General features: G+C 71.6%; 15 protein-coding genes. 9 read left to right on the top strand and 6 right to left on the bottom strand.

Annotated elements, in window-relative coordinates; all coding sequences use genetic code 11:
- Positions 1-155 precede the first annotated feature (155 nt).
- Entirely contained in the window at positions 156-989 is an 834-nt protein-coding gene (locus tag ABEA62_RS00005; RefSeq protein WP_345377868.1) for a ComEC/Rec2 family competence protein, read from the top strand.
- Between the two features lie 5 nt (positions 990-994).
- Complete coding sequence (gene holA, locus ABEA62_RS00010; RefSeq protein ID WP_345377870.1) at positions 995-1,975, top strand: DNA polymerase III subunit delta; 981 nt, start codon at positions 995-997, stop codon at positions 1,973-1,975.
- A 15-nt stretch (positions 1,976-1,990) separates the two neighbouring features.
- Here holA and ABEA62_RS00015 read toward each other — a convergent pair whose 3' ends face one another.
- The 4 genes from ABEA62_RS00015 to ABEA62_RS00030 form a co-directional block, all read right to left on the bottom strand.
- Positions 1,991-2,698, bottom strand: coding sequence for an EAL and HDOD domain-containing protein (locus ABEA62_RS00015; RefSeq protein WP_286215632.1), 708 nt, complete (start codon positions 2,696-2,698; stop codon positions 1,991-1,993).
- Positions 2,699-2,766: 68 nt separating this feature from the next.
- Positions 2,767-3,027 (bottom strand): 30S ribosomal protein S20, encoded by a 261-nt coding sequence (gene rpsT, locus ABEA62_RS00020; protein WP_286215633.1) that lies wholly within the window; start codon positions 3,025-3,027, stop codon positions 2,767-2,769.
- Positions 3,028-3,106: 79 nt separating this feature from the next.
- A complete protein-coding gene (locus tag ABEA62_RS00025; protein ID WP_286215634.1) occupies positions 3,107-3,631 on the bottom strand; it encodes a type II toxin-antitoxin system PemK/MazF family toxin in 525 nt (174 codons plus the stop codon).
- A complete protein-coding gene (locus ABEA62_RS00030) occupies positions 3,631-5,331 on the bottom strand; it encodes a putative bifunctional diguanylate cyclase/phosphodiesterase (protein WP_286215635.1) in 1,701 nt (566 codons plus the stop codon). Before ABEA62_RS00030 ends, ABEA62_RS00025 begins: the two co-directional genes overlap by 1 nt.
- A 165-nt stretch (positions 5,332-5,496) precedes the next feature.
- Between ABEA62_RS00030 and lepA the strand changes: the two genes are divergently transcribed.
- The 3 genes from lepA (at position 5,497) to ABEA62_RS00045 (ending at position 10,736) form a co-directional block, all read left to right on the top strand.
- Complete coding sequence (lepA, locus tag ABEA62_RS00035; RefSeq protein WP_345377879.1) at positions 5,497-7,350, top strand: translation elongation factor 4; 1,854 nt, start codon at positions 5,497-5,499, stop codon at positions 7,348-7,350.
- Between the two features lie 52 nt (positions 7,351-7,402).
- A complete protein-coding gene (gene hemW / locus ABEA62_RS00040) occupies positions 7,403-8,587 on the top strand; it encodes a radical SAM family heme chaperone HemW (RefSeq protein ID WP_286215638.1) in 1,185 nt (394 codons plus the stop codon).
- A gap of 190 nt (positions 8,588-8,777) precedes the next feature.
- The gene (locus ABEA62_RS00045; RefSeq protein ID WP_425557943.1) at positions 8,778-10,736 is read left to right on the top strand and encodes an acyltransferase family protein; all 1,959 of its coding nucleotides are present in this window, start codon (positions 8,778-8,780) and stop codon (positions 10,734-10,736) included.
- 66 nt (positions 10,737-10,802) lie between these two features.
- On the opposite strand, the gene ABEA62_RS00050 is transcribed toward ABEA62_RS00045, so the two are convergent.
- Together ABEA62_RS00050 and ABEA62_RS00055 are read right to left on the bottom strand one after the other, a co-directional pair.
- Positions 10,803-11,279 (bottom strand): DUF4870 domain-containing protein, encoded by a 477-nt coding sequence (locus tag ABEA62_RS00050; RefSeq protein WP_286215641.1) that lies wholly within the window; start codon positions 11,277-11,279, stop codon positions 10,803-10,805.
- An 83-nt stretch (positions 11,280-11,362) separates the two neighbouring features.
- A complete protein-coding gene (locus ABEA62_RS00055; RefSeq protein ID WP_286216640.1) occupies positions 11,363-11,746 on the bottom strand; it encodes a DUF4870 domain-containing protein in 384 nt (127 codons plus the stop codon).
- A 237-nt stretch (positions 11,747-11,983) separates the two neighbouring features.
- Between ABEA62_RS00055 and hrcA the strand changes: the two genes are divergently transcribed.
- The 4 genes from hrcA to ABEA62_RS00075 are packed head-to-tail and all read left to right on the top strand — an operon-like array spanning position 11,984 to position 15,233.
- Positions 11,984-12,991 carry a heat-inducible transcriptional repressor HrcA gene (gene hrcA / locus ABEA62_RS00060; RefSeq protein ID WP_286215642.1) on the top strand — a complete coding sequence of 336 codons (1,008 nt, stop codon included), beginning with the start codon at positions 11,984-11,986 and terminating at the stop codon, positions 12,989-12,991.
- Positions 12,992-14,131 carry a molecular chaperone DnaJ gene (gene dnaJ, locus ABEA62_RS00065; protein WP_345377887.1) on the top strand — a complete coding sequence of 380 codons (1,140 nt, stop codon included), beginning with the start codon at positions 12,992-12,994 and terminating at the stop codon, positions 14,129-14,131.
- Positions 14,128-14,895: a 16S rRNA (uracil(1498)-N(3))-methyltransferase gene (locus tag ABEA62_RS00070; protein ID WP_286215644.1), complete on the top strand. Its 768-nt coding sequence runs from the start codon at positions 14,128-14,130 to the stop codon at positions 14,893-14,895. Before dnaJ ends, ABEA62_RS00070 begins: the two co-directional genes overlap by 4 nt.
- Positions 14,892-15,233, top strand: a complete 342-nt coding sequence (locus ABEA62_RS00075) for a histidine triad nucleotide-binding protein (protein WP_286215646.1) — start codon at positions 14,892-14,894, stop codon at positions 15,231-15,233. Before ABEA62_RS00070 ends, ABEA62_RS00075 begins: the two co-directional genes overlap by 4 nt.
- The last annotated feature ends 5 nt before the right edge of the window (positions 15,234-15,238 follow it).

The following is a 15,238-nucleotide window of genomic DNA, read 5'->3' on the forward strand; positions in this document are numbered from 1 at the left end:
TCTCCTAGGTGGGTTCGGGCCGGGGAACGGTCCACGATATGTGGCCGCCACCGGCGATCGATGACCCCTGTCGGGGCCGGTGTGGCTGTGCCCCGGGGGGGGGGGGGGGGGGCCCCCCCCCCCCCCCCCCCCCCCCCCCCCCCCCCCCCACCGCCATGGCTCTCGCCGTCACCGCGATCGCTTTCGCACCCGCCACGTGGCTGCCGCCGGGGTGGGGCGGCGCACCACGGGGCTGGACGGTCGCTGCCTGCGACGTGGGGCAGGGAGACGCGCTCGTGGTGCGCGCCGCGGGGGCGGTGCTCATGGTCGATGCCGGTCCGCGCGGTCCCGCGGCCGCCGCGTGCCTCGAGCGACTCGGCGTCACGCGCATCGACCTGCTGGTGCTCACCCATGAGCACGCCGACCACACCGGCGGTCTCGACGAGGTGGCCGATGCCGCCGCGATCCGCGCGGTCTGGCTGCCGCACGCGGCCTCCGCGGCCACGACGAGCGGGGCGGCGCGCGCGACCGCAGACGCGAGGCTACCCGTCGAGGGCGAGGCCGTCACGCTCGGCGGCATCCAGATCACGGTGATGCAGACGGGTCCCGCGCCGCGATCTCGGGACGGCACCGAGGTCAACGAGTCGTCGACCATCCTCCACGTCGAGGCCGCGGGGGTGTCGCTGATGCTCCTCGGCGATCTCGAGGTCGCCGGCCAGCAGCGGCTCTCGCGCGGCCCCCTCCCGGCTGGCGTCGACATCGTCAAGATCGCGCATCACGGGTCCGCTGCACAGGACGCGGGTCTCGTGAGCGCCCTGGCGGCGCCGGTGGCGATCGCGACCGTGGGCGCGGACAACGACTACGGGCACCCGGCTCCCGAGGCTCTCGACCTCTACGGCGAGGGGGGAGCCGTGGTGCTGCGCACGGACCTGTGCGGGGACGTGCTGCTCGGCGCCGCCGATGGCGCCGTGACGCTGGTCCGTCCGTGTCGGTCGGCCATGGCAGGCTAGGTGCCGTGGCAGCGCGACAGGCACCTCCGGCGACGTGGCATCGTGCCGCACCCGCGCCGCTCGTGCTGATCTCGGGCCCCGAACGGCTCTTGGCGTCGCGCGCCGTGGAACGCGTCGGCGCGGCAGTCCGGGGGAGCGGGGACATCGAGATCAGCAGGCTCGATGCGAGCGCGTATGCGCGCGGCGCCCTCACCGCGGCCACCAGCCCCTCGCTCTTTGCCGATCCCGGACTGGTCGTGGTCGAGGCGCTCGAGGCGATGAACGACGACTTCCTGCAGGACGCGCTCGCGTACGCGGAGCGTCCCGATCCCGACTGCGTGGTCGTGCTCCTCCACGCGGGCGGGACGCGCGGCAAGCGCCTCCTCGACACGCTGCGCAAGGCGGGCACCCCCGAGTACACGTGCCCCGCGATCAAGCGCGATGCCGAGCTCGTCGACTTCGCGGCCGCGGAGCTCGACCGGGCGGGCCGATCGGCCCCGGCGCGGGCCGTCCGCGCGCTCGTCGACGCGATCGGCGAGGACGTCGCCGAACTCGCGGCCGCGTGCGCGCAGCTCATCAGTGACGTCGACGGCACCATCGATGAGGCTGCGGTGACGCGGTACTACGGCACGCGCGTCAACGCGACGGGCTTCGCGGTCGCGGATGCCGCGATCGCGGGCCGCACGGGCGAGGCCATTGCGCTCGTGCGTCACGCGCTGTCGACCGGAACCGATCCCGTCCCGCTCATCGCGGCGCTCGCCTCGAAGCTGCGCACCCTCATCAAGGTGGGCGGGGCGCGCGGGCGCGGGATGGACCTGCGGTCGCTGGGGATTCAGCCCTGGCAGGAGGAGCGTGCGCGGAGGGACCTGCGCAAGTGGGATGCCGACTCCCTGGCCGCAGCGGTGCAGGCGGTCGCGCGCGCCGACTCCGAGATTAAGGGGGCCTCGAGGGCACCCGGATTCGCGCTCGAGCGCGCGGTGCGCACCGTGGCCGAGCTCGCCGCGTAGGCCGTCGAACCGGTCCTAGACCTCGGCGTCCGCGAGGTCCGCGTCGCGCCGCTCCTCGGGATCGTGGTCACCACGCTCGTGAACCTCGGGCCGCTCGAACAGGAAGCCCTGGAACAGGTCGAAGCCCAGGTCGACGCACGCCTCGAGCGTCTCGGGGTCCTCGATCCGCTCGGCGATCAACGCCGCGTGGTCGACGCGTGCGGCATCCGCGAGCGCGGGCCCCAGGCGCACCAGGTCCCTGAAGTCCACCTTGACGAAGTCCGCGATGCAGAGCAGGCGGCGCTGCGAGGCCGAGCCCACGAAGTCGTCGATCGCGACCCGGAAGCCGGCCTCCCGCAGCTCGATCACGCGCTCGACCAGGGCATCGTCCACGAATGCCGACTCGACAATCTCCAGGACCACGCGCGGCGGATCGCAGTGCAGCGTGCCGGGGTGGCGCAAGAGGAACGAGCGCGTGACGTTGATGAACGCGGGGTGAGGCGCCGTGATGTCGGGCTCACGCCAGAAGGCGGCCGCGATGACGTGCTCGGTGGCGCGATCCTGCAGGCGGGCCGGCCATTGGTCGATGGCGAGGCCGTGATGACCCGCGGTGCGGTACACCAGCTCGTGTCCCGCGATCTCGCCCGTGTGCGTGAAGATGCCCTGCCGCGCCACATGGACGCGCGCGCCATTGCGGCGCAGGTGCGGCGGATGCCACAGGCGGGGAGGGCGGGAGAAGGTCACAGTCGAGAGCGAAGACGAACGAACGCCCCGAATCGCGTGGGCGAGACGGGGCGTTCGTGACGGTTGCGCTAGAGAGCGGCGACCTGCTTGGCGAGGGCCGACTTGCGGTTCGCGGCCTGGTTCTTGTGGATGACGCCCTTGGAGACGGCCTTGTCGAGCTTGACCGACGCGGACGACAGCGCGGTCTGCGCCGCGGGCTTGTCGCCGGCGGCGATGGCCTCGCGCACCTTGCGGACGTGGGTCTTGAGCTCGGACTTCACGGCGACGTTGCGCAGGCGCGACTTCTCGTTGGTGCCGATGCGCTTGATCTTCGACTTGATGTTTGCCACAGCGTTCCTTTAAGCGATCAGGTGAAAAAGTTCTGGGTGCGGCGCGAGCAGGCGCGCTCACACACGAACGAACATCATATCAGCGATGGTGCTTCTTGAGCGACTGCGCCACCGTGTCAAACGTCGCACGGTCGAGGATCGCTCCCTCGCGGCGCACTGCTGCGGGGTCGATTCTCACGATTCGGTCGAGGCGCACCTCGCTGGGCCGCCCCCGAGAGTCCCACGGTCCGGCGCCGATGTCCAGCCAGAAGCGGCCGTGGCGCGCCTCGTCGGCGGCGTCGAGGTCGTGGTCCTTGCTCGTCAGCATCAGCCCCAGCAGCCAGCGCCCGTCCTTGCCGATGAGGAGCACGGGTCTGTCCTTGCCCTGGCGGTGGTCCTCCTCGAACGGCACCCAGGTCCACACCACCTCGCCCGGATCGGGCGTGCCGCCGTGCGTGGGCGAGTAGGTCACCCGGGGGCGGCCCGTGAAGTCGCCCGGATACCCGGCGGGGGCGGATGCTCGGGAACGGCCAGGGGCGGGAGCGGTGGCCCGCGCACGGGCGCGCGGCGACGGGGTCGTGCGGACCGCGTGGACGATCCTGCGAACGAGGGACCAGGGGCTCATCAGGCCGAGGCTAGCGGTCCGCTCCGGTCATCAGCGGACTGCGGGCAGGGACGATGCGCCGCGAACGGGAGCTCGGTGACGGGTATCGCGTGGCCGAAGAGGAAGCCCTGGCCCAGCGCCCAGCCGTGCTCCCTCGCGATGTCGCGCTGGGCCTCCGACTCGACGCCCTCGATGACGCCCGACATTCCCAGGCTGCGCGTCAGGGCCGCGACCGTGGTCGAGATGCGGTCGCCCGTGGACCGGTCGCCCAGGCGCAGCGTGAACTCGCGCGCGAGCTTGAGTCCCGAGACGGGGTTGAGGAGCACGGAACTGAGCGCCGAGTACCCCGTGCCGAAGTCGTCGATGATGAGCTCGACGCCCAACTGGCTGAGGCCGTCCAGGTCCGCTCGCGCGGCCTGCGTCGCGATGAGCATCCCCGACTCCGTGATCTCGAGCCCGAGGCGGCCGGGGTCGATGCCCGTGGACTCGAGTGCGTGGGTCACCACCCTGGTGAGGTCGGCCGAGCCGATCTGCCGGGTCGACACGTTGACGAAGATGCGGCCCGTGAACTCGGGGTGTGCGGCGATGAGCTCGCACGCCTCGTTGATGACGAACGCGCCCAGCGGAACCACGAGGTTTGCCTCTTCGCACACCTCGATGAACTCCTCCGGAAGCAGGAGGCCGCGACTCGGGTGCTGCCAGCGCACCAGCGCCTCGTACGCGACGGCCTCGTTCGTGTCGAGACGGACGATCGGCTGGTAGTGCACCACCAGTTCGCCCTCGCGGATCGCCGTCCTTAGCTCCGACTCGATCGACAGCTTGGACAGCGCGTGCGAGCGCAGCTCGGTGGAGAACACCTCGACGCGGGCCCTGCCGCGCTGCTTCGCGGTGTACATCGCGGTGTCGGCGTTGCGCAACAGGCTCTCCGCGGTGATGCCTGGCTCCGCGAGGGCCAGGCCGGCGCTGACCGTGGGCACCACCTCGTGACCGCCCACGGCGAACGGCACCTGAACGTCCGCCGCGATGACCGTGAGGAAGGCCTCCGCGGCGGCCTGCGTCGCGACCGACTCGAGGATCACCACGAACTCGTCGCCGCCCAGCCGTGCCACGGTGTCGCCCGGCCGGACCGCGCCGCGCACGCGGCTCGCGATCGCTTGGAGCAGCGTGTCGCCGGCCTCATGGCCGAGGGAGTCGTTGACGAGCTTGAAGTGATCGACGTCGAGGAAGATGCATGCGACGGTGTGTGCGTCGGCCCGGCGCGACTCGAGCGCCGCTTCAAGGCGCTCGAGAAGCAGAGTCCGGTTGGGTAGGCCGGTGAGGTGGTCGTAGAGGGCGCGCCGCTCGAGCAGGTCCTTGGCGCGGCGGATCTCGGTGACGTCCTCGACGTGGGCGAGGTAGCGCGCCGGTGCGGCCTCGGCGGGGGCGAGGGAGACCGTGAGACGCGTCCAGACGGTATCGCCGTTGCGGTGGATGAGGCGCGTTTGGGCCTGGAAGTAGGGCAGCTCGCCCGTGTCGAGCTGTCCGCGCAGCTCCTCGTCCCGCGCGACGTCGTCGGGGTGCGTGAGGTCGCGCAGGCGGAAGGTGCGCAGTCCCGCGGTGGTGCGTCCCACGATGCGTGCGAAAGCGCGGTTGGCGTCGAGCATCGCGCCCTCCGCGTCCATGACGATCATCCCGATGGGTGATCCGTCGAACGCGGGGCGGAACAGGTCGGACTGCGCCATGGTCGTCCCCTCGAGGGTGTCAGCCGGGCGCATCACTCACCCGGTCTGCCCTCTGTATCGGCAATCGGGGGCCGTGCATGAGGACCGAGCGCAGCGGCGGCACCCCTCGACTTCGTGGGAGAATGGCGCGCACCCTGCCGTCCGAACCGAGGAACCGTCATCACCGTGTCTGGAGATCCCCGCATCGAGCCTGCCTCGACGCAGCCCGCGCTGATTCGCAACTTCTGCATCATCGCGCACATCGACCACGGCAAGTCGACCCTCGCGGACCGCATGCTGGGCATCACCGGAGTCGTGTCGGAGAGGGCGGCGCGTGCGCAGTACCTCGACCGCATGGACATCGAGCGAGAGCGCGGCATCACCATCAAGTCGCAGGCGGTGCGCATGCCCTGGACGGTCGACGGCCAGCCCCATGCGCTCAACATGATCGACACGCCCGGCCACGTGGACTTCACGTACGAGGTCTCGCGCTCGCTCGCGGCCTGCGAGGGAGCGATCCTGCTGGTGGACGCGGCGCAGGGCATCGAGGCGCAGACTCTCGCGAACCTGTACCTCGCGTTGGAGAACGACCTCACGATCATTCCGGTGCTCAACAAGATCGACCTGCCGTCCGCGGACCCCGACCGCTACGCGGCGGAGCTCGCGCAGCTCATCGGCTGTGAGGTCGACGACGTGCTGCGCGTCTCGGGCAAGACCGGCGCGGGCGTTCCCGAACTCCTCGATCGCGTCGTGCGCGACATCCCCGCCCCGGTGGGCGACGCATCGGCCCCCACCCGCGCCATGATCTTCGACTCCGTGTACGACACGTATCGCGGCGTGGTGACCTACGTGCGCGTGGTGGACGGCGGCCTCAAGCCGCGCGAGAAGATCGCCATGATGTCGACGCTCGCGACGCACGACCTCCTCGAGATCGGCGTCATCAGCCCCGAGCCGGTCCCCACGAAGGGCCTCGGCGTGGGCGAGGTGGGCTACCTCATCACGGGCGTGAAGGACGTGCGCCAGTCCAAGGTGGGCGACACCGTGACGCTTGCGTCGCGTCGCGCGCAGGAGTCGCTCGGCGGCTACCGCGACCCCAGGCCGATGGTCTACTCGGGCCTGTTCCCGCTCGACGGCTCGGACTTTCCGATCCTGCGCGACGCGCTCGACAAGCTCCAGCTCAACGACGCCTCGCTCGTCTACGAGCCCGAGAGCTCCGTCGCCCTGGGCTTCGGCTTCCGCTGCGGCTACCTGGGCCTGCTCCACCTCGAGATCGTGCGCGACCGCCTCGAGCGCGAGTTCGGGCTCGACCTCATCTCGACCGCGCCCAACGTGGTCTACGAGGTCACGATGGAGGACGGCAAGGTCATTACCGTCACCAACCCCTCGGAATACCCCGGCGGCAAGATTCGCGAGGTGCGCGAGCCCGTGGTGAAGGCATCGATCCTGGTGCCGAGCGAGTTCATCGGCACGGTCATGGAACTGTGCCAGGAGCGTCGCGGCACGATGGGCACGATGAATTACCTGAGCGAGACGCGCGTCGAGATGCACTACACGCTGCCCCTCGCCGAGGTCGTATTCGACTTCTTCGATCAGCTCAAGTCCCGCACCCGCGGGTACGGGTCGCTCGACTACGAGCCCGCTGGCGACCAGGTCGCCGACCTCGTCAAGGTCGACATCCTGCTTCAGGGTGAGACCGTCGACGCGTTCAGCGCGGTGGTGCACAAGGACGCCGCATACGCGTACGGCCTGTCGATGGTGGGCAAGCTCAAGAACCTCATCGACCGCCAGCAGTTCGAGGTCCCCGTGCAGGCGGCAATTGGCTCCCGTGTGATCGCGCGCGAGACCATCCGCGCGATCCGCAAGGACGTCCTCGCGAAGTGCTACGGCGGCGACATCTCGCGCAAGCGCAAGCTGCTCGAGAAGCAGAAGGCCGGAAAGAAGCGCATGAAGAACATCGGCTCCGTCGAGGTGCCGCCCGAGGCGTTCATCGCCGCCCTGTCGACGTCCGACGACGGCTCGGACAAGGGCAAGAAGAAGTAGTGTGCCTCCGTCCCGCGCGACGGATCACCTCCTCACCAGCCATGATGAGCGTATGAGCAGCGCCTCAGGGGCGAGGGACTTCGGCGTCTACATCCACGTTCCCTTCTGCGCGGTCCGGTGCGGCTACTGCGACTTCAACACGTATGCGCCGGGCGAGGTCGAGGGCGCGACGCGCGAGGGCTACGTGACGGCGGCGCTCGCGGAGATGGCGCTCGCGCGGGAGACGATGCGCGGCGACGGTCGTCCCGCGCGCACCGTGTTCTTCGGCGGCGGCACGCCCACGATGCTCGACTCGGCCGCGCTCGTCGCGCTACTCGAGGGCGTGCGCGGCACGTGGGGGCTGAGCGCGGATGCCGAGGTCACCACCGAGGCCAACCCCGATTCCGTCACGCCCGAGTCGCTGCACGCGCTGGCGCGCGCGGGCTTCACGCGCGTGAGCCTGGGCATGCAGTCGGCCGTGCCACACGTGCTCGCCACGCTCGAGCGGACCCACCGTCCGGCCAACGTGGCGCGCGCGGTCGCCGCCGCGCGCGAGGCGGGCCTCAAGGTGAGCCTCGACCTCATCTACGGCACCCCTGGCGAGTCCCTGTCCGACTGGCGCGCGAGCCTCGAGGCCGTGCTCGAGCTCGAGCCCGACCACGTGAGCGCCTATGCGCTCGTGATCGAGCCGGGCACCCGCATGGGTGCGCAGCTGCGTCGCGGCGAGGTGGCCCCGACCGATCCCGACGTTCAGGCCGACATGTACGAGCTGGCCGACACGATGCTGAGCGCGGCGGGCTACGACTGGTACGAGGTCTCGAACTGGGCCCGCGAGCCCGCGGACCGCTGCCGGCATAACCTCGCCTACTGGCGGAGCCAGGACTGGTGGGGCATCGGGCCGGGCGCGCACTCCTATCTGGGTCCGCGCGTCCAGGGGGACGGGATCGCGGCGGGAGCAAGCCGCTGGTGGAACGTCAAGCATCCGCGCGCATATGCGGCGCGGCTCGCGGCGGGGGAGAGCCCCGCTGCCGAGACGGAGCCGCTCGCCGACGAGGACCTGCGGCTCGAGCAGGTGATGCTGCGCCTGCGGCTCTCGGAGGGGATTCCCGCGGCCCTGGTCGAGGGGCGTGCGGAGGCGATCGCGCGACTCATCGCCGACGGCGTGCTCGACGGCGGCGCCGCGGTGCGCGGCACGCTCCGGCTGACCCGCCGCGGGCGCTTGCTCGCGGATCTCGCGGTCCGCGCGCTCGCGTTCTAACCGCGCGAGAGGAGCGACGCGCCGGGCGGACGTGGGACTTCGCGGCGCGTCGGAAACACCCCTTCTGTGCCGCCTATCCTGGACACGAAGGAGCGGGACCGCAGGGGTCACCGGAACGCACATCAGCACTCAGGAACTCGCGCGGGTCAGCCCGCGCACGGCCGAGACCCGCGCGGTCCCACGGGGACGCATCGCGGGTCTCGATGCGTTGCGCGCGCTCGCGGTCGTGCTCGTGGTGGCGCACCACGTGTGGCCGTCGGCGCTGCCGGGCGGGTTCATCGGCGTCGACGTGTTCTTCGTGCTATCCGGCTTCCTCATCACGACGATCCTGGTGCGCGAGCGAACCGCCTCCGGACGCATCTCGCTGAGGCGATTCTGGATCCATCGCGCGCGCAGGCTCGTGCCCGCGCTCGCGGTCGTGGTGACCGTGAGCGTTGCCGCGGTCGCGGCGGCCCAGGCGGTCGCGCCGACGGGCGGCGACGATGCGGGCGGTGCCCCCTGGAGCGACCTGCTCGTGGGGGTGGGCGCTCAGATGACTGCCGCCGCGACGTTTACGAGCAACTGGCTGAGCGTCGCGGTCGGCCAGAGCTACGCGACGGCCGGGGCACCCGCGCTGCTGGGTAACCTCTGGTCTCTCGCCGTCGAGGAGCAGTTCTACGTGCTGTGGCCGCTGGTCGTCGCCGGCGCGCTCGCGGCGGGCGCGTCGCGCATCAGGGCGACCGCAGGTGCCGCGGCGCTTGCGCTGGCATCTGCGGGCGCGATGGCGCTGCTCTTTGTCGCCGACGCGGATCCCACGCGCGTCTACGTCGGAACCGACACGCACGCGTTCGGGCTGATGGCGGGCGCCGGGCTCGCGTTCTGGTGGTCCGGGCGCGACGGGGCCGCCTCCGCGTCCTCTCGGGGGCATCGGTCGGTGGGGGCGCGCGGTGCCCTCGCCGCGGGCGTGACCGGCGCGGCCGTCCTCGCCGTGCTCGCCCTGTGGCTGCCGTGGCAGTCTCCCGCGACCTACCGGGGCGGTCTCGTGATCGCGTCGCTCGCGACGGTCGCGATCATCAACGCCATGCTCCATGCGCCCGCGGTGGGACGCCGCGCGGACGTCGCCCCGCTGAGGTGGATCGGCGAGCGCTCGTACGGGATCTACCTGTGGCACTGGCCCGTGCTGGTGATCATGGTGACGATGCTCGACGGCGGCCGGGTGCGTGAGGCCTCCGGTGTGACCGCGGTGCTGGTGGTGGCGGTGACCGTGGGCGCCGCCGCGGCCTCGTATCGATGGCTGGAGATGCCCGTCAGACGGGCGGGCTTCCGCGCGTCCCTGCGCGCGCTGCTTGAGTGGCTGTACCCGGTGGCGGAGGACCCCGAGGCCGTGCGGGTCACCAGGCGTCGCCGCGCCGCCGCCTTTGGCGGAGCCGTCGCCGCGGTGCTCGCTCTCGCGGGCTCGGCCGTCGCCTCCGCACCCGAGCAGACCTCGCTCGAGCGACAGCTCGACTCCGGCGCGTTCGCGGCGGCAGGGGGGACGGCGGCTGGGCCGCAGGAGTCGTCGCCGTCGGCATCGTCACTCCCGGACGCGGCGCCTCAGGCGCCCGTCATCGCCGCGGTGCCGTCCGCGGTGCCGTCGATGCTGCCCACCGCCGCGCCCGCGGTGGAGGTGCGCGAGCCCGCCGTGCCGGACGGCAGGGACATCGTGATGATCGGCGACTCGGTGACGCTGGGCTCCGCCCCGGAGCTGGTCGAGGCGATGCCGGGGATCGCGGTCGAGGCCGAGGTCGGCAAGCAGTTCGGTGCCGGCGTCGACCGCGTCGAGCGACTCGCGCGCGCGGGCGACCTGCGCGACTACGTGGTCGTGGCGCTGGGCACCAATGGCGCGGTGCGGGACGAGGACGTCGAGAGGCTCGTGGCCGCGGCGGGTGACCGGCCGCTCGTGCTCGTCACCCCCTACGGCGACCGGCCGTGGATGCGCGGGGCCCAGGAGGCGCTGCGCCGCGCGGCCGAGCGACACCCGTCCGTGGTCATCGCCGACTGGCAGGTCGCGGTGAATCGAGACCCCGGCGTCGTGGGCAGCGACGGCATCCACCCGCGGCCCTCGGGAGTGGGCACGTTCGTCGCCGTGGTCGAGGACGCGTTGCTGCGCGCGTCGACGCTCTCCCCGTAGCCGTCCCGACAACGCGACGAGCCCCCCGCGCCGCGGAGGGCACGAGGGGCTCGTCGCGTGTCAGCGCTACTTGATGAAGGGGATCACCAGCGGGATGCGGTAGTACTCGCCGTTGTTGGCGCGCACCCCCGCGATGATCGACACCACGAGCGCGTAGATGCCGTAGGCCAGCATCGCGGGCCCGGTGAGTAGGAATCCGAACAGGAACGTCACGAGCCCGAGGACCACTCCGCCCACCATCACCACGAGCACGGTGAGCTGCAGGTTGAGGTTCATCTTGCCGTGGAAGTCGATGAGTGCGCTGCGCTCACGGTAGATGAGCCACATCACGAGCGGGACCACGAACGCGAGCGTGCCTGCGGACAGCACGATCGCGACGGCGGCGAGGATGTGGACCAGCATGGCGATGGTCCTGGCGTCGCGCTCGAGCATGGGAGCGGGGGCGACGTAGGCGGGCGGTGCGCCCGCGGGCTGAGCCGGCTGGGCCTGCGGCTGCGGCTGCGGTTCCGGCTGGGGCGAGGCGGTGTCGGTCGTGTCGTTCATGCCCCCAGGCTCCCAGAACGCGGCAGGGCCCCGCATCCGCCAGGAGGCGGAGCGGGGCCCTGATGTTCGTCGGGGTGAGACCCCTACTTGATGATGCGCCAGTTGAAGGGGTAGCGGTACTGCTCACCCTTGTTGGCGGCGATCGCCGCGAGGATGCCGAACACCAGGACGGCGATGCCCACGAGCGGCAGGATCACGAAGCCGATGATGGCGATCGTGGTGATCGCGCCGACGAAGGACGCGATCGCCATGAGGATCGACCAGTTGAGGGCCTCCTTGGCCTGGTCGTTGACGAACGCGCTGCGCTCGCGGAAGACCAGCCAGATGATCAGCGGCGGGATGAAGCCGAACAGGATCACGCCCGCGTGCGCGAGCGTGGCCCAGAGGCGCTCATCGCTCTGGCTCATCGGCTGCGGCGCGTAGGGCGGCTGGGGCGACTGCGGCGGGGGCGGCGGGTACTCGGTCATATCGGTCACGTCTCCTTCGATTGGTCGCCGGCTGCCACCGGCGGTGGGCGTGCATGCCCGACGGGCCGATGCTACCGAGACATCCCCGGTACGTCACGGGATACGGGCGAACAGTGCGTGATCACCGCGCGGCGGGACCCCCGCAGCCCTCGAGGGGGCGCGGGCGAGCCGCGCTAGGATTAGCACTCAACGAGTCCGAGTGCCAGTGCCAATCCGATCCCCAGGCGAGGAGAAAACGTGAGCGAGGAACGCCGTCACGCCGTGCTCCGTGCGATCGTCGAGGGCTACGTCGCGACCCACGAGCCGGTCGGGTCCAAGGCACTCGCCGAGACCCGCGCGCTCGGGGTGTCCTCCGCGACCATTCGCAATGACATGGCGATCCTCGAGGAGGAGGGCTTCATCGCGCAGCCCCACACCTCGGCCGGGCGCATCCCCACGGACAAGGGCTATCGCCTCTTCGTCGACCACCTTGCGGCGTCCGCGCTGCCCGAGGCGCACAAGCGCGCGATCGGCACGTTCCTCTCGGACGCCGTCGATCTCAACGATGTCGTCGAGCGTTCCGTGCGCCTGCTGAGCCAGCTCACGCGACAGGTCGCGGTGGTGCAGTACCCGTCGCTGCGCGAGTCCGCGGTGCGGCGCGTCGAGCTGGTGCGCCTGGGAGCCGAGCACGCCCTCGTCGTGGTGGTCTCCGCGGACGCGCGTGTGGACCAGCAGACCATTCCGCTGGGCGAGGCCACCCCCGACGAGGCCTTCGAACGCGCGGTGCGCGACATCAACGAGGCAGCGCAGGGCCGCACCGGCGCGGCCCTCGAGAAGGCGCTGGAGGCCTGGGCCGGCTCTCCCGGCCAGGTGCCGTGGGCGGCCGCGGTCGCGAGCATCGTGGTCACCGCCGCGCGCGGCGGAACGGTCGAGCGCGTGGTCTTCGCCGGCACGTCGAACCTGGCGCGCGCCGGGTCGGGACTCGAGGCCGACACGATCGCGCCCGTGCTCGACGCGCTCGAGGAACAAGTGGTGCTGTTGCGGCTGTTGCATGAGATGGCCGCAGGCGGAGACGATGTCTCGGTTCGGATCGGCGCGGAGACGCACCACGAGGCGCTGTCCCGCACGTCGATCGTGGCCGCGGCGTATGGCAGGGACGCGTCCTCCCTGGTGGGCGCGCTCGGGCCCACGCGCATGGACTACCCGGGGACGATGGCCGCCGTGCGCGCCGTCGCCCGTTACCTTTCGAGAGTGGTGGAGCTTTAGGTGAAGGATTACTACGGCGTGCTGGGTGTCCAGCGCAACGCGACCGAGTCCGAGATCAAGAAGGCGTACCGCAAGCTCGCCCGCGAACTGCACCCCGATGTGGCGGGGGCCGAGGGCGAGGAGCGCTTCAAGGAGGTCGCCGCCGCCTACGAGGTGCTGGGAAACGCGGACAAGCGTGCGCAGTACGACCGCGGCGTCGACCCGCGTGCGGCGTCGGGCTCCGCGGGAGGCGCGCAGGGGTTCGGCTTCGAGGACATCTTCGAGACGTTCTTCGGCGGCGGTGCCGGTCCCTTCGGCTCCGCGCAGCGCGGTCCCGCGTCGCGCACTCAGCGCGGCGGCGACACGCTCGTGCAGACCGAGGTCACGCTCGAGGAGGCCGTATTCGGCGTCACCCGCGAGATCCAGGTGGACCTTGCCGACGTGTGCGGGACGTGTCACGGATCGTGCTGCGCACCGGGCACCTCTCCCACCACGTGCCGCCAGTGCAACGGCTCGGGATCGGTCCAGCGCGTCGCGCGTTCGCTGCTCGGACAGGTGATGACCACCGCGCCCTGCCCCACGTGTGGCGGCTACGGCTCGACGATCGAGTCGCCGTGCACCGACTGCGCCGGCCAGGGACGCACGCACTCGCGTCACACCGTGAGCGTCGACATCCCGGCGGGTGTCGAGACCGGCACGCGCATCCGCATGTCGGGCGTGGGTGACGCCGGCGTCGCGGGCGGACAGAAGGGCGACCTCTACATCGAGATTCGCCAGCGCGCGCACCAGGCCTTCGAGCGCAGGGGGGACGACCTTCACTGCACGCTCGAGGTGCCGATGACCGCCGCGGCGCTCGGGACCGTGATGACGGTCGAGACGTTCGACGGGCCGCAGGAGGTCGACGTCCGTCCCGGCACCCACTCCGGCTCGACGGTGCGTCTCAAGGGCCTCGGCGTGGGCCGGCTGCAGCGGGCCGGACGCGGCGACCTCCACGTCCACCTCGACATCGTCACTCCGACCGATCTCACGGACGAGCAGGCCGACCTGCTGCGTCAGCTCGCCGCACTGCGCGGCGAGGAGATCCCCGAGGCCAGGCTCGCGCCCATCGGTGGCGGCGTGTTCTCGCGCCTCAGGGACGCCTTCATGGGCCGGGAGCGGTGACCGCACCCGTCTTTGTCGATCCGGGCGCGGCGACCGCGACCGCGGGCGACACGCTGCGCGTCGAGGGGGATGAGGCGCGCCACGCCGTGACGGTCCAGCGCCGCCGCGTGGGCGAGGCGGTCGACATCGTCGATGGCGCGGGCGTGCGCGCGAGCGGCGCGATCACCGCGACGGGCGACCGCTGGTTCGAGATCTTGGTCGCGCGCGTGACACGCGAGAGCGATCCCCGCGTGACGCTCGTCCAGGCGCTCGCCAAGGGCGGCAGGGACGAGCAGGCCGTCGAGGCGGCCGTCGAGTTGGGCGTCACCGGGGTGATCCCGTGGGCCTCGGACCGCGCAATCGTCCAGTGGCGCGGCCCCAAGGCCGACAAGGGGCGCGCAGCCTGGCAGGCGCTCGCGCTTGCGGCGGCCAAGCAGAGCAGGCGCGCCGTGGTGCCCGAGGTCTCCGGCGTGATGACCACGCGCGCCCTCGCGGCGGCGGTCGCCGACGCGGCGGCCGCGGGGACACGCGTGCTGGTGCTCCACGAGTCCGCGCGGCTGGGACTCGCCGCGCTCGACTGGGAGGATCGCGAGCAGCCCACCTGGGTGATCGTGGGGCCTGAGGGCGGAATCGCGGACTCCGAGCTCGAGGCGCTCGCCGCCGCGGGTGCGACCGCCGTGGTGCTGGGCCCGCACGTGCTGCGGGCCTCGTCGGCGGGACCCGCGGCTCTCGCCGCTCTCGCGGCGCTTCGTGGCCACTGGGCGGTCACTACGCTAGGGGGATGAGCACCACGGACTGCATCTTCTGCGCCATCATCGCGGGCGACATCCCGTCGGAGCGCGTCGCCGAGACCGACACTGTGGTCGCGTTCCGCGACATCTCCCCCCAGGCACCGGTTCACGTGCTGGTGGCGCCCAAGCATCACGTGCCCAACGTCGCCGCCGCGGCGCGCGAGATCCCCGAGGTGCTCGCGGAGATGGCGATCGTCGCGCAGCAGGTCGCCGACGCCGAATGCGGGGGCGAGTTCAGGTGGATCTTCAACACCGGCCCCTCGGCGGGCCAGACGGTGTTTCACGTCCACGGTCACGTCATGAACGGCGGCACCCTGGGGTGGAACGCGTGAGCGTC

The organism is Demequina sediminis, assembly GCF_039545075.1.
Lineage (GTDB): Bacteria > Actinomycetota > Actinomycetes > Actinomycetales > Demequinaceae > Demequina > Demequina sediminis.